Genomic DNA, 13,881 nt, shown 5'->3' on the forward strand with positions numbered 1-13,881 from the left:
GCGCCACAGCTGTCCGTTTTGCCCGCCGAACGGGCGGCGCACGCCCCCTTATTGACGCCACAACGGGCAAAACGGGCCGCCGTGATCATGCGTGTGATCACGGGTTTTCCGCGTTACGCCCGAATTGCCCACGGCATACCACCGCAGCGGCCGGATGGCCAAGCCCCGGATTCGCACCCTCCGGTGGACGTGGCACAGGTCACGGAACGGTCACTGCGTCAGCTGCGTCCCGTGCGCTCGTGAACGTGTGCACGCACGCTCGTCCGGAGGGCTTCTGGATCCCCTGTGGAGGGGCGGTGGCGAGGAGTCCGCTTTTCGCCGGTCCGTCCCGAGTCGGGGAGGGCGAGGGGGCGGGACGGCCGGAGGGGGTGATTCCGCTTAGGTCGGACGCCGATAGATGGCCTGTCCCTATATCAAGCGTCGCTGTCCATCGCAAAGTTGCTCAGAGAAGACGATCTTGCTAGCGGAACCCCCTCCTACCTGCCCTGATGATCGAAGATGTCACCTCTGGTGATCACTCGGGTGCTTCACGTGTGAAGATCACCGCTCATCCGACTTCATGATCCTTCGTCAGGTGGTGGAGATCACAAAGACGTTGGTGACCCCCGTGTCGCAGATCACAGGACCGCAGGCATAGGATGCGGGGCAGTTGGGCTTGTGAACTGCCTCACATGTTCGCGATCTTCGTGAGCACGTCAGGCGGATCAGGCGGGATCGCCGAGGGGCCCACGTCGCCGAATGCAGTCAGTGCCGACTGAGAGGAGCGAGGAGCGGTGAACGCGTATGCGCCCATCCTCGTACTGGGAGCCCTGGGGGCGGCCTTCGCGGTCTTCTCCGTGGTCATGGCCACCCTGATCGGACCGAAGCGGTACAACCGGGCCAAGCTCGAAGCCTACGAATGCGGTATCGAGCCGACCCCGACTCCGGCCGGCGGTGGGCGATTTCCCATCAAGTACTACCTGACGGCGATGCTCTTCATCGTCTTCGACATCGAGATCGTCTTCCTTTACCCCTGGGCCGTGAGCTTCGACGCCCTGGGGCTTTTCGGGCTCGTCGAGATGCTCCTCTTCGTGCTCACCGTCTTCGTCGCCTACGCCTACGTCTGGCGCCGCGGCGGCCTGGAATGGGACTGAACCGCACGCCCACGAGGGACCACGAGGGATAGAGGGGTCTGAGAGCCACCCATGGGACTCGAAGAGAAACTGCCGAGCGGCTTCCTGCTCACCACCGTCGAACAGGCCGCGGGCTGGGTACGCAAGTCGTCCATGTTCCCCGCCACGTTCGGCCTCGCCTGCTGCGCCATCGAGATGATGACGACCGGCGCCGGCCGCTACGACCTGGCCCGGTTCGGCATGGAGGTCTTCCGCGGCTCGCCCCGCCAGGCGGATCTGATGATCGTCGCCGGGCGGGTCAGCCAGAAGATGGCGCCCGTGCTGCGCCAGGTCTACGACCAGATGCCCAACCCCAAGTGGGTCATCTCCATGGGCGTCTGCGCGTCCTCGGGCGGCATGTTCAACAACTACGCGATCGTCCAGGGCGTCGACCACATCGTCCCCGTCGACATCTACCTGCCGGGCTGCCCGCCGCGCCCCGAGATGCTGGTCGACGCGATCGTCAAGCTCCACCAGAAGGTGCAGGGCTCCAAGCTCGGCGTCAACAAGGAGGAGGCGGCCCGCGAGGCGGAGGAAGCCGCTCTCAAGGCGCTGCCCACCATCGAGATGAAGGGGCTGCTGCGGTGAGCGACAACCACCAGGACCCCGAGGCGCCGCGCGAGGACTCCGCGCTCCCGGCCGCTCGGAGCGAGGGCGAGGCCATCGCCTTCCGCCGGGGCATGTTCGGCGCCCAGGACACCGGCGACACCAGCGGTTACGGCGGCCTCGTCCGCACCGTCTCGCTGCCCGGCCCGGCCACCCGGCCCTACGGCGGCCCGCGTTCGCGCGAGGGGTACGGCGTCTTCGACGAGATCGCCGACGAACTCGAAGGCGCCCTCGACGAGCAGGGGCTGCTCCCGGAGAACGCCATCGACCGCACCGTGGTCGACCGGGGCGAACTCACCTTCCACATCGAGCGCGAGCACCTGCTGCGCGTCGCCCGCACCCTGCGGGACGACCCGGCGCTCCGCTTCGAACTGTGCACCGGGGTGAGCGCCGTGCACTACCCGCAGGACAAGGGACGCGAGCTGCACGCCGTCTACCACCTGCGCTCGATCACCCACAACCGGCTGATCCGGCTGGAGGTCTCGGCCCCCGACGCCGACCCGCACGTCCCCTCGCTGGTCTCCGTCTACCCGACCAACGACTGGCACGAGCGCGAGGCCTACGACTTCTTCGGCCTCATCTTCGACGGCCACCCGGCGCTGACCCGGCTGATGATGCCCGACGACTGGCAGGGCCACCCGCAGCGCAAGGACTACCCACTCGGCGGCATCGCCGTCGAGTACAAGGGCGCCCAGATCCCGGCACCCGACCAGCGGAGGTCGTACAGCTGATGAGCACTTCCCACCCCCGGCAGGAGGCCGGGCACGCAGGCGCCGCCGAGGACGAGGCGGCCGCCTACTCGGCCGGACGAGAGACCACCGAGGGCACCGTCTACACGGTGACCGGCGGCGACTGGGACGAGGTCGCCGAGGCGGCCGCCAAATCCGACGACGAGCGCATCATCGTCAACATGGGTCCCCAGCACCCGTCCACCCACGGCGTGCTGCGGCTGATCCTGGAGATCGACGGCGAGACCGTCACCGAGGCCCGCTGCGGAATCGGTTACCTGCACACCGGCATCGAGAAGAACCTCGAATACCGGAACTGGACGCAGGGCACCACCTTCGTCACCCGCATGGACTACCTGACCCCCTTCTACAACGAGGCCGCCTACTGCCTCGGCGTGGAGAAGCTCCTCGGCATCGAGGACCAGGTACCCGACCGCGCCTCGGTGATCCGCGTCCTGCTGATGGAGCTCAACCGGCTCTCCTCGCACCTGGTGGCCATCGCCACCGGCGGCATGGAGCTGGGCGCCACCACGATCATGATCTACGGCTTCCGCGACCGCGAGGTGGTCCTGGACGTCTTCGAGCTGATCACCGGCCTGCGCATGAACCACGCGTTCATCCGCCCCGGCGGCCTCGCCCAGGACCTCCCGGCCGGCTCCCTCGACCAGGTCCGCGAGGCGGTGAAGACGCTCCGCAAGAACATCGACGAGTACGACAAACTCGCCACCGGCAACCCGCTGTTCCAGGGCCGCATGAAGGGCATCGGTCATCTGGACCTGGCCGGCTGCATGGCCCTCGGCATCACCGGGCCCGTGCTGCGCTCCACCGGGCTCCCGCACGACCTGCGCAAGTCCGACCCGTACTGCGGCTACGAGACGTACGACTTCGAGGTGCCGACCGCCGACACCTGCGACTCCTACGGGCGGTTCCTCATCCGGCTCGCCGAGATGCGCGAGTCGTTGAAGATCGTCGAGCAGTGCGTCGACCGGCTCCGCGAGCCCGGCGAGGTCATGGTCTCCGACAAGAAGATCGCCTGGCCCGCGCAGCTCGCGCTCGGCCCGGACGGCCTCGGCAACTCCCTCGATCACATCAAGAAGATCATGGGCACCTCGATGGAGTCCCTGATCCACCACTTCAAGCTGGTCACCGAGGGGTTCCGGGTCCCGCCCGGCCAGGCGTACGCCGCCGTCGAGTCCCCCAAGGGCGAGCTGGGCGCGCACGTCGTCTCCGACGGCACCACCCGCCCCTACCGGGTCCACTTCCGCGACCCGTCCTTCACCAACCTGCAGGCCGTGGCGGCCATGTGCGAAGGCGGCCAGGTCGCCGACGTCATCGTCGCCGTCGCGTCCATCGACCCCGTGATGGGAGGCGTCGACCGGTGACCGCCACACCGCCCAGCCCCTCGGTGGCCCTGGGTATGCCCCAGCTCCCCGCCCCCGCGTACCCGGCCGAGACCCACGCCCGGCTCAAGGCCGACGCCGAGGCGATCATCGCCCGCTACCCGGACTCCCGCTCCGCGCTGCTGCCGATGCTCCACCTCGTGCAGTCCGAGGAGGGGTACGTCACCCGGACCGGCATGGCCTTCTGCGCCGAACTCCTCGGCCTCACCACCGCCGAGGTCACCGCCGTCGCCACCTTCTACACCATGTACCGGCGCAAGCCCTCGGGCGACTACCAGGTCGGCGTCTGCACCAACACGCTCTGCGCCGTCATGGGCGGCGACGCCATCTTCGACGAGCTGAAGCAGCACCTCGGCGTCGGCAACGACGAGACCACCGAGGACGGCAAGATCACCCTGGAGCACATCGAGTGCAACGCGGCGTGCGACTACGCGCCCGTGGTGATGGTCAACTGGGAGTTCTTCGACAACCAGACGCCCGACTCCGCCAAGCGCCTCGTCGACGACCTCCGCGAGGGCCGCACCGCCGAGCCCACCCGGGGCGCGCCGCTGTGCACGTACAAGGAGACCGCGCGCATCCTCGCGGGCTTCCCCGACGAGCGGCCCGGCGCGGTCGAGGCGACCGGCGGCGCCGGACCCGCCTCCCTGATCGGCCTCAAGCTGGCCAAGGGTGAACTGCCGCAGCGGCGCGTCGTCCACCCGCGCGGCCAGGACGGTGCCGCGGCCCCCGACGCCACCGGCCACACCCCCTCGCCCGCCGAACACCTCAGCTCGCACGACGCGCCGCAGCAGACCGCGCCCGCCGACCCCGAGAACCCGGCCGGTCCGGTCACCGGCGGCGGCGACGGCTCCGAGGAGGGGAAGTGATGACCGTGGCCGCCGAGATGAACCAGACCAGCCCCGACAAGCTGCTCGCGCCCGTCCTGTCGGCCTTCTGGGACCAGCCCGAATCCTGGACCCTGGAGACCTATCGCCGCCACGACGGCTACGAGGGCCTGCGAAAAGCCCTCGCGATGAGCCCCGACGACCTCATCGCCTACGTCAAGGACGCCGGGCTGCGCGGCCGCGGCGGCGCCGGCTTCCCCACCGGGATGAAGTGGCAGTTCATCCCGCAGGGCGACGGCAAGCCGCACTACCTCGTCGTCAACGCCGACGAGTCCGAGCCCGGCACCTGCAAGGACATCCCGCTCCTCTTCGCCAACCCGCACTCCCTCATCGAGGGCATCGTGATCGCCTGCTACGCGATCCGCTCCAGCCACGCCTTCATCTACCTGCGCGGCGAGGTCGTCCCCGTCCTGCGCCGCCTGCACGAGGCGGTGCGCGAGGCGTACGAGGCGGGCTACCTCGGCAAGGACGTCCTCGGCAGCGGCCTCGACCTCGAACTCACGGTGCACGCGGGCGCCGGCGCCTACATCTGCGGCGAGGAGACCGCCCTCCTCGACTCACTCGAAGGGCGCCGCGGACAGCCCCGCCTGCGGCCCCCCTTCCCCGCCGTCGCCGGCCTCTACGCCTGCCCCACGGTGGTGAACAACGTCGAGTCGATCGCCTCGGTTCCCGCCATCCTCCAGCAGGGCAAGGAGTGGTTCCGCTCGATGGGCAGCGAGAAGTCCCCGGGCTTCACGCTCTACTCGCTCAGCGGCCACGTCGCCGGACCCGGCCAGTACGAGGCACCGCTCGGCATCACCCTGCGCCAGCTCCTCGACATGAGCGGCGGCATGCGCCCCGGCCACCGCCTCAAGTTCTGGACGCCCGGCGGCTCCTCCACCCCGATGTTCACCGACGAGCACCTCGACGTCCCCCTCGACTACGAGGGCGTCGGCGCCGCCGGCTCCATGCTCGGCACCAAGGCGCTCCAGTGCTTCGACGAGACCACCTGCGTGGTCCGCGCCGTCACCCGCTGGACCGAGTTCTACGCCCACGAGTCCTGCGGCAAGTGCACCCCCTGCCGCGAGGGCACGTACTGGCTCGTCCAGTTGCTCCGCGACATCGAGGCGGGCAAGGGGCGCATGAGCGACCTCGACAAGCTCAACGACATCGCCGACAACATCAACGGCAAGTCGTTCTGCGCGCTCGGCGACGGCGCGGCGTCCCCCATCTTCTCCTCGCTCAAGTACTTCCGCGACGAGTACGAACAGCACATCACCGGCAAGGGCTGCCCCTTCGACCCCGCGAAGTCGACGCTCTGGGCGGACCAGCACCTGGAGGCCAAGGCATGACCGTGACGTCCGGCGCCGCACCCGGCACCCCGGCCGGGGTGCCGCCCGAGGACCTGGTGACGCTCACCATCGACGGAGTCGAGATCTCCGTGCCCAAGGGCACTCTGGTGATCCGCGCCGCCGAACTCCTCGGCATCGAGATCCCGCGCTTCTGCGACCACCCGCTCCTCGACCCCGCCGGCGCCTGCCGCCAGTGCATCGTCGAGGTGGAGGGCCAGCGCAAGCCCATGGCCTCCTGCACCATCACCTGCACCGAGGGGATGGAGGTCCGCACCCAGCTCACCTCCCCGGTCGCCGAGAAGGCCCAGCGCGGCGTGATGGAGCTGCTCCTCATCAACCACCCGCTGGACTGCCCCGTCTGCGACAAGGGCGGCGAATGCCCGCTCCAGAACCAGGCGATGCAGGTCGGCGACCCCGACTCCCGCTTCGAGGGCAGGAAGCGGACCTACGAGAAGCCCGTCCCGATCTCCACCCAGGTCCTCCTGGACCGGGAGCGGTGCGTGCTCTGCGCCCGCTGCACCCGCTTCTCCCACCAGATCGCGGGCGACCCGATGATCGAGCTGATCGAGCGCGGCGCGCTCCAGCAGGTCGGCACCGGCGACGGCGACCCCTTCGAGTCGTACTTCTCGGGCAACACCATCCAGATCTGCCCGGTCGGCGCCCTCACCTCCGCCGCCTACCGCTTCCGCTCGCGCCCCTTCGACCTGGTCTCCTCGCCCAGCGTCTGCGAGCACTGCGCCGGGGGCTGCGCCACCCGCACAGACCACCGCCGCGGCAAGGTCATGCGGCGGCTCGCCGCCGACGACCCCGAGGTCAACGAGGAGTGGATGTGCGACAAGGGGCGGTTCGGCTTCCGGTACGCCCAGTCGCCCGAGCGCCTCACCCAGCCCCTGGTCCGCTCCGAGGCCGGCGTCCTGGAACCGGCCAGCTGGCCGGAGGCGCTGGAGACGGCCGCGCGGGGGCTCGCCGCCGCCCGCGGCCGCGCCGGAGTCCTCACCGGCGGGCGCCTGACCGTCGAGGACGCCTACGCCTACAGCAAGTTCGCCCGGGTCGCGCTCGACACCAACGACATCGACTTCCGGGCCCGCCCGCACAGCGGTGAGGAGGCCGACTTCCTCGCCTCCCAGATCGCCGGACGCGGCCGCGACCTCGACGGCGGCGGCCTCACCTACGCCGACCTGGAGAAGGCCCCCGCCGTCCTGCTCGCCGGGATCGAGGCCGAGGAGGAGGCGCCCGGCGTCTTCCTGCGGCTCCGCAAGGCGTGGCGGGGCCACGGCCAGCGCACCTTCGCCCTGGCCACCCACACCACCCGCGGCCTCACCAAGGCGGGCGGCACCCTGCTCCCCGCCGCCCCCGGCACCGAGACCGAGTGGCTCAAGGCGCTCGGCACCGGCTTCGGCCTGGAGGGCGTCGGCCAGGAGGCGGGCGAGGCGCTGCGCGCCGAGGGCGCCGTCATCGTCGTCGGCGAACGCCTCGCCGCCGTCGAGGGCGGCCTGACCGCCGCCGTCCGGGCCGCCGCCGCGCTCGGCGCGCGCCTGGTGTGGATCCCGCGCCGCGCCGGTGAGCGCGGCGCCGTCGAGGCCGGGGCGCTCCCCTCGCTGCTGCCCGGCGGCCGCCCGGCCACCGACCCGCGCGCCCGCGACGAGGTCGCCGCCGCCTGGGGCGTGGCCGAACTGCCGCACCGGTACGGCCGCGACACCGGCCAGATCGTCGAGGCCGCCGCCTCCGGCGAGCTGACCGCGCTGCTGGTCGGCGGCGTCGAGGTGGCCGACCTGCCCGACCCGGCCCGGGCCCGGCAGGCCCTGGAGCGGGCTCAGTTCGTGGTCTCCCTCGAACAGCGTCCCTCCGAGGTGACCGAGCGGGCCGACGTGGTGCTTCCGGTCGCCGCGGTCGCCGAGAAGTCCGGCACCTTCCTCAACTGGGAGGGCCGCGCCCGGATGTTCGAGGCGGCGCTCAAGCCCGAGCAGATGACCCGCCGCCTCGCCCCCGGCGACCTGCGCGTCCTGCACATGCTGGCCGACGCGGTCGCCGAGGCCGACAGCGAGGGCCGCGGCGAGCTGGCCCTGCCCGACATCCGCGCCGCCCGCCGCGAACTGGACCGGCTCGGCGGCTGGGACGCCCGCCCGTCCCGCCCCGCCGTCCCGCCGGAGGCCCCGGCCGGGGCCGCGCTGCCGAGGCCCGCCGCCGGTGAGGCCGTCCTCGCCGGGCACCGGATGCTGCTCGACCAAGGCATGCTCCAGCGCGGCGACGAGGCGCTGGCCGGGACACGGCACGCCGCCCCGGCCCGGCTCTCCGCCGCGACCGCCGCCGAGATCGGCGCCGCCGACGGCACCGGCCTCACGGTGACGGGCCCGGCGGGCAGCCTCGAACTGCCGCTGCTCGTCACCGACATGCCCGACCGGGTGGTCTGGCTGCCGCTGAACTCCACCGGTACCGGGGTGGCCTCGGACACCGGGGCCGTCCCCGGCCAGCTGGTGCGCATCGCCCCGGCCGCCGCGGCCCCGGCGGAAGTGGAGGAGTCGTGAGTCCGTCCGTCGTCCCGGCGCGGGAGCTGGAAGCCCGCGACCGGGGGGCGCCCCCCGCCGGAGGCCCGCGCCCCCTGCCGGGGAACCCTGAGCGCACCGGAGGTGCCGCCGTGCCCGCAACCCCCGTCCACCGCGCCCGCCCGGCGCGCGCCGAAGCGGCCCGGGAGGTGGCGGCGTGACCCCGATCCTCCTGGCGGCCGAGGACCTCTCGATGTTCGGCCGCGACCCGTGGTGGCTGGTCGTCGTCAAGGCGGTCTTCTGCTTCGCCTTCCTCCTGCTGACGGTGCTCTTCGCGATCGTCTGGGAGCGCAAGGTCGTCGCCTGGATGCAGCGCCGCGTCGGCCCCAACCGGGCCGGGCCCTGGGGCATGCTCCAGTCGCTGGCCGACGGCGCCAAGCTGATGCTGAAGGAAGACGTCGTCGTCAAGCGCGCCGACAAGGCCGTGTACGTGCTGGCGCCGATCGTCGCCGCGATCCCCGCCTTCATGGCGTTCGCGGTGATCCCCTTCGGCCCCGCCGACAACCAGGTCTCGATCTTCGGCCAGCGCACCACGATGCAGCTGACCGACCTCCCGATCGCGCTCCTCTACATCCTCGCGGTCGCCTCGATCGGCATCTACGGCATCGTGCTGGCCGGCTGGTCCTCCGGCTCGACCTACCCGCTCCTGGGCAGCCTGCGCTCCTGCGCCCAGATGATCTCGTACGAGATCGCCATGGGCGCCGCCTTCGCCTCGGTCTTCCTCTACTCCGGTTCGATGTCGACCTCGACCATCGTGGAGTCGCAGGCGGACCGGTGGTACATCGTGCTGCTGCCGGTCTCCTTCCTCATCTACATCGTGACGATGGTCGGCGAGGTCAACCGCGCCCCCTTCGACATGCCGGAGTCCGAGGGTGACCTGGTCGGCGGCTTCAACACCGAGTACTCGTCGATCAAGTTCGCGATGTTCATGCTCGCCGAGTACATCAACATGGTGACCGTCTCGGCGGTGGCGGTGACGCTCTTCCTCGGCGGCTGGCGGGCCCCCTTCCCGGTGACCGCCTTCTGGGAGGGGGCCAACCAGGGCTGGTGGCCCATGCTCTGGTTCACCCTCAAGCTCCAGTTGCTGCTCTTCCTCTTCATCTGGCTGCGCGGCACCCTGCCCCGGGTCCGCTACGACCAGCTGATGAAGCTCGGCTGGAAGGTGCTCATCCCGGTCTCCGTGGTGTGGCTGATGCTGGTCGCCACCGTGCGGACGCTGCGGAACGAGAACATGCCGTTCGCCGACATCGCCCTGTACGTCTTCGGCGGGCTGATCTTCCTGCTGCTCCTCTCGTTCGTCATCGACTTCTACCGCGACCGCCGCGACAAGGAGCGCGAACAGGAGACCGAGGAGCCCGCGTTCGACCCGATGGCCGGGGGCTACCCGGTGCCGCCGCTGCCCGGCCAGGCCCTGCCACCGGTGCCCAGGCGGCCCGCGCGCGGCGAGCGGGAGCTCGTTGTCAGTGGCGCACCGGACACTGTGAGTGACCGTGGTGACACGGAAGGAAAGGAGGCGTCCGATGACTGAGGGAGCCAATCAGTCGGACCAGGGGTTCCAGAACCCCGTCGCGGGCTTCGGCGTGACCTTCAAGGCCATGTTCAAGAAGCGGCTGACCGAGCAGTATCCGGAGCAGCCCAAGACGACGGCGCCCCGCTTCCACGGCCGCCACCAGCTCAACCGCCACCCGGACGGGCTGGAGAAGTGCGTCGGCTGCGAGCTGTGCGCCTGGGCCTGTCCGGCCGACGCCATCTACGTCGAAGGCGCGGACAACACCGAGGAGGAGCGCTACTCGCCCGGCGAGCGGTACGGCCGCGTCTACCAGATCAACTACGCCCGCTGCATCCTCTGCGGCCTGTGCATCGAAGCCTGCCCGACCCGGGCGCTGACGATGACCAACGAGTTCGAACTGGCCGACTCCACCCGGGAGAGCCTGATCTACACCAAGGACCAGCTCCTCGCCGGGCTGACCGAGGGCATGGTCGACTCCCCGCACTCCATCTTCCCGGGCACCGACGAGCAGGACTACTACCGGGGCCTGGTCACCGAGGCCGCCCCCGGCACCGTCCGCCAGGTGGCCGTCTCCAAGGGCGAGCCGGCGGTGGTCGACAGCGAGCCGGTCGCCCCGGCCGAGGGCGCCCCGCCCGCGCCGGCCCCGGCCGCCTCGCCCGCCGCCTCCGCCGGATCGGCCGCCCAGGCCCCGAAGGAGGGACAGGGATGAGCCTGCTCGCCGCCTCCGTCACCTCCACCGGCGAGGCCGTCCAGTTCTGGATCCTCGGCACGGTCGCCGTGGTCGGCGCCCTGGCGACGGTCCTGATGAAGAAGGCCGTGCACAGCGCGCTCTGCCTGGCCGCCACCATGATCGTGCTGGCCGTCTTCTACCTGGCCAACGGTGCGTACTTCCTCGGCATCGTGCAGATCGTCGTCTACACCGGCGCGATCATGATGCTCTTCCTCTTCGTGGTCATGCTGGTCGGCGTCACCGCCGCCGACTCGCTGAAGGAGACCCTGAAGGGCCAGCGCTGGCTGGCCGCCCTCGCCGCCCTCGGCTTCGGCATCCTGCTGATCTCCGGGATCGGCCAGGTGGGCATCAGCCAGTTCAACGGCCTGGCCGCCGCCAACGCCGGAGGCAACGTCCAGGGCCTCGCCGCCCTGATCTTCACCAAGTACGTCTTCGCCTTCGAGATCACCGGCGCCCTGCTGATCACCGCCACGGTCGGCGCGATGCTCCTCACCCACCGCGAGCGCACCGAGCGCGCCTCCACCCAGCGCGAGCTGGCCGAGAAGCGCGTCCGGGAGAACACTCACGTACCGCCGCTGCCCGCCCCCGGGGTCTACGCCCGGCACAACGCCGTGGACATCCCCGGCCTGCTCCCCGACGGCACCCCGTCCGAGCTGACCGTCAACCAGACGCTGCGCGAGCGCGGCCAGATCCGGGACGTCTCCCAGGAGGCCCTCGACGACCTCAAGGCGCTGGAGCAGCGCTCCACCGAGCGTCTGGGCCGTGACCGGGAGGAGGAGAACGCCCAGTGAACCCCGTCAACTACCTCTATCTCGCGGCGCTGCTGTTCACCATCGGCGCCACCGGCGTCGTCATCCGCAAGAACGCCATCGTCGTCTTCATGTGCGTCGAGCTGATGCTCAACGCCTGCAATCTTTCGCTCGTCGCCTTCTCCCGCATGCACGGCAATCTGGACGGCCAGATCCTCGCCTTCTTCACGATGGTCGTCGCCGCCGCGGAGGTCGTGGTCGGGCTCGCGATCATCGTGTCGCTGTTCCGTACCCGCCATTCGGCCTCGGTCGACGACGCCAGCCTGATGAAGCTGTAAGGGGTCGCTGAATCGTGGAGAACCTGATTGCGCTGCTCGTCGCGGCGCCCCTGCTCGGAGCCGCGGTGCTCCTGCTCGGCGGTCGGCGCCTCGACCGCGCGGGCCACCTGCTCGGCACCCTGATGGCGGCGGCCTCGTTCGCCTTCGCGGTGGTGCTCTTCACCGACATGCTGGGCCGCTCCGGGGACGACCGGGCGCTGCACCAGCACCTGTTCAGCTGGATCCCGGTGGGCGGCTTCCAGGCCGACATCGCCTTCCAGCTCGACCAGTTGTCGATGACGTTCGTCCTGCTCATCACCGGCGTCGGCACCCTGATCCACCTCTACTCCATCGGCTACATGGAGCACGACGAACGCCGTCGCCGCTTCTTCGCCTATCTCAACCTCTTCCTCGCGGCGATGCTCCTGCTGGTCCTCGCCGACAACTACCTCCTGCTGTACGTCGGCTGGGAGGGCGTGGGCGTCGCCTCGTACCTGCTGATCGGCTTCTGGCAGCACAAGCCGAGCGCGGCGACGGCGGCGAAGAAGGCCTTCCTCGTCAACCGCGTCGGCGACGTGGGCCTCTCCATCGCGATCATGCTGATGTTCACCACCTTCGGCACCTTCGCGTTCGGCCCGGTCCTCGCCGCCACCGGCGAGACCAGCGAGGGCAAGCTCACCGCCATCGCGCTGATGCTGCTGCTGGCGGCCTGCGGCAAGTCGGCCCAGGTGCCGCTCCAGTCCTGGCTGGGCGACGCGATGGAGGGCCCGACCCCGGTCTCCGCCCTCATCCACGCGGCGACCATGGTCACCGCCGGCGTCTACCTCATCACCCGCTCCGGCGCGATCTTCAACGCCGCCCCCGACGCCCAGACCGTGGTCGTCGTGGTCGGCGCGGTGACACTCCTCTTCGGTGCGATCGTCGGTTGCGCCAAGGACGACATCAAGAAGGCGCTCGCCGGATCGACCATGTCGCAGATCGGCTACATGATCCTCGCGGCCGGGCTCGGCCCGATCGGGTACGCCTTCGCGATCATGCACCTGGTGACGCACGGCTTCTTCAAGGCCGGGCTGTTCCTCGGCGCCGGTTCGGTCATGCACGGCATGAACGACGAGGTCGACATGAGGAAGTACGGCGGTCTCCGCAAGTACATGCCGGTCACCTTCGTCACCTTCGGCCTCGGGTACCTCGCCATCATCGGCTTCCCCGGCCTCTCCGGCTTCTGGTCCAAGGACAAGATCATCGAGGCGGCCTTCGCCAAGGGCGGCGCCGAGGGCTGGATCCTCGGCGCGGTCACCCTGCTGGGCGCCGCCCTCACCGCGTACTACATGACGCGCGTGATGCTGATGACCTTCTTCGGCGAGAAGCGCTGGCAGCCGGATGCCGAAGGGAACGAGCCGCACCCGCACGAGTCCCCGAAGTCCATGACGATCCCGATGATCGTGCTCGCCTTCGGTTCGGTCTTCGCGGGCGGACTCTTCAGTCTCAACGAATCCTTCGTCAACTGGCTGAAGCCCGTCACCGCCTTCGAGCACGGCCACTCGCCGCTCAGCGCCGCCGTCGTCACCACGGCCACCGTGGTCGTCCTGCTCGTCGGCGTCGGCCTGGCCTGGCTCCAGTACGGCCGCAAGGCGGTGCCGGTGGTGGCCCCGCGCGGCTCGCTGCTCACCCGGGCGGCCCGCCGCGACCTCGGCCAGGACGACTTCAACCACGTCGTGCTGGTCCGCGGCGGCGAGCACCTGACCCGCTCCCTGGTCTACGTCGACCACACCCTGGTCGACGGCGTGGTCAACGGCACGGCCGCCTCGGTCGGCGGCCTCTCCGGCCGGCTGCGCAAACTCCAGACGGGTTACGCCCGTACGTACGCGGTCTCCATGTTCGGGGGTACGGCGGTCCTCATCGCCGCGACCCTGCTGATGAGGGCGGTCTGAT

General features: G+C 70.4%; 12 protein-coding genes. All 12 read left to right on the forward strand.

Translation table 11 applies throughout. The features are described 5' to 3' along the window. Positions 1-773: 773 nt before the first annotated feature. The 12 genes from ACFWMZ_RS03210 to nuoL all read left to right on the forward strand — a co-directional run bounded on the left by ACFWMZ_RS03210 (position 774) and on the right by nuoL (position 13,880). Positions 774-1,133, forward strand: a complete 360-nt coding sequence (locus ACFWMZ_RS03210) for an NADH-quinone oxidoreductase subunit A (RefSeq protein ID WP_003948737.1) — start codon at positions 774-776, stop codon at positions 1,131-1,133. Positions 1,134-1,184: 51 nt separating this feature from the next. After that, complete coding sequence (locus tag ACFWMZ_RS03215) at positions 1,185-1,739, forward strand: NuoB/complex I 20 kDa subunit family protein (protein ID WP_383172645.1); 555 nt, start codon at positions 1,185-1,187, stop codon at positions 1,737-1,739. After that, positions 1,736-2,488 carry an NADH-quinone oxidoreductase subunit C gene (locus ACFWMZ_RS03220; RefSeq protein WP_383172643.1) on the forward strand — a complete coding sequence of 251 codons (753 nt, stop codon included), beginning with the start codon at positions 1,736-1,738 and terminating at the stop codon, positions 2,486-2,488. Before ACFWMZ_RS03215 ends, ACFWMZ_RS03220 begins: the two co-directional genes overlap by 4 nt. After that, the gene (locus ACFWMZ_RS03225; protein WP_383172641.1) at positions 2,488-3,867 is read left to right on the forward strand and encodes an NADH-quinone oxidoreductase subunit D; all 1,380 of its coding nucleotides are present in this window, start codon (positions 2,488-2,490) and stop codon (positions 3,865-3,867) included. The genes ACFWMZ_RS03220 and ACFWMZ_RS03225 overlap by 1 nt, the downstream gene beginning before the upstream one ends. Positions 3,868-3,902: 35 nt before the next feature. Then, entirely contained in the window at positions 3,903-4,751 is an 849-nt protein-coding gene (gene nuoE / locus ACFWMZ_RS03230; protein WP_383172754.1) for an NADH-quinone oxidoreductase subunit NuoE, read from the forward strand. Continuing rightward, a complete protein-coding gene (gene nuoF, locus ACFWMZ_RS03235; protein ID WP_383172639.1) occupies positions 4,748-6,100 on the forward strand; it encodes an NADH-quinone oxidoreductase subunit NuoF in 1,353 nt (450 codons plus the stop codon). Before nuoE ends, nuoF begins: the two co-directional genes overlap by 4 nt. Then, the gene (locus ACFWMZ_RS03240) at positions 6,097-8,625 is read left to right on the forward strand and encodes an NADH-quinone oxidoreductase subunit G (RefSeq protein ID WP_383172637.1); all 2,529 of its coding nucleotides are present in this window, start codon (positions 6,097-6,099) and stop codon (positions 8,623-8,625) included. Before nuoF ends, ACFWMZ_RS03240 begins: the two co-directional genes overlap by 4 nt. A gap of 211 nt (positions 8,626-8,836) precedes the next feature. Continuing rightward, positions 8,837-10,171: an NADH-quinone oxidoreductase subunit NuoH gene (gene nuoH / locus ACFWMZ_RS03245; protein WP_383172751.1), complete on the forward strand. Its 1,335-nt coding sequence runs from the start codon at positions 8,837-8,839 to the stop codon at positions 10,169-10,171. Further along, complete coding sequence (gene nuoI, locus ACFWMZ_RS03250; RefSeq protein ID WP_383199331.1) at positions 10,164-10,862, forward strand: NADH-quinone oxidoreductase subunit NuoI; 699 nt, start codon at positions 10,164-10,166, stop codon at positions 10,860-10,862. Before nuoH ends, nuoI begins: the two co-directional genes overlap by 8 nt. Then, the gene (locus tag ACFWMZ_RS03255; protein WP_383199333.1) at positions 10,859-11,674 is read left to right on the forward strand and encodes an NADH-quinone oxidoreductase subunit J; all 816 of its coding nucleotides are present in this window, start codon (positions 10,859-10,861) and stop codon (positions 11,672-11,674) included. Before nuoI ends, ACFWMZ_RS03255 begins: the two co-directional genes overlap by 4 nt. After that, complete coding sequence (gene nuoK / locus ACFWMZ_RS03260) at positions 11,671-11,970, forward strand: NADH-quinone oxidoreductase subunit NuoK (protein WP_383172631.1); 300 nt, start codon at positions 11,671-11,673, stop codon at positions 11,968-11,970. The genes ACFWMZ_RS03255 and nuoK overlap by 4 nt, the downstream gene beginning before the upstream one ends. A 14-nt stretch (positions 11,971-11,984) precedes the next feature. Next, positions 11,985-13,880 carry an NADH-quinone oxidoreductase subunit L gene (gene nuoL, locus ACFWMZ_RS03265; protein WP_383172629.1) on the forward strand — a complete coding sequence of 632 codons (1,896 nt, stop codon included), beginning with the start codon at positions 11,985-11,987 and terminating at the stop codon, positions 13,878-13,880. Position 13,881 lies beyond the last annotated feature (1 nt).

This window comes from Streptomyces sp. NPDC058373, assembly GCF_042723275.1.
Lineage (GTDB): Bacteria > Actinomycetota > Actinomycetes > Streptomycetales > Streptomycetaceae > Streptomyces.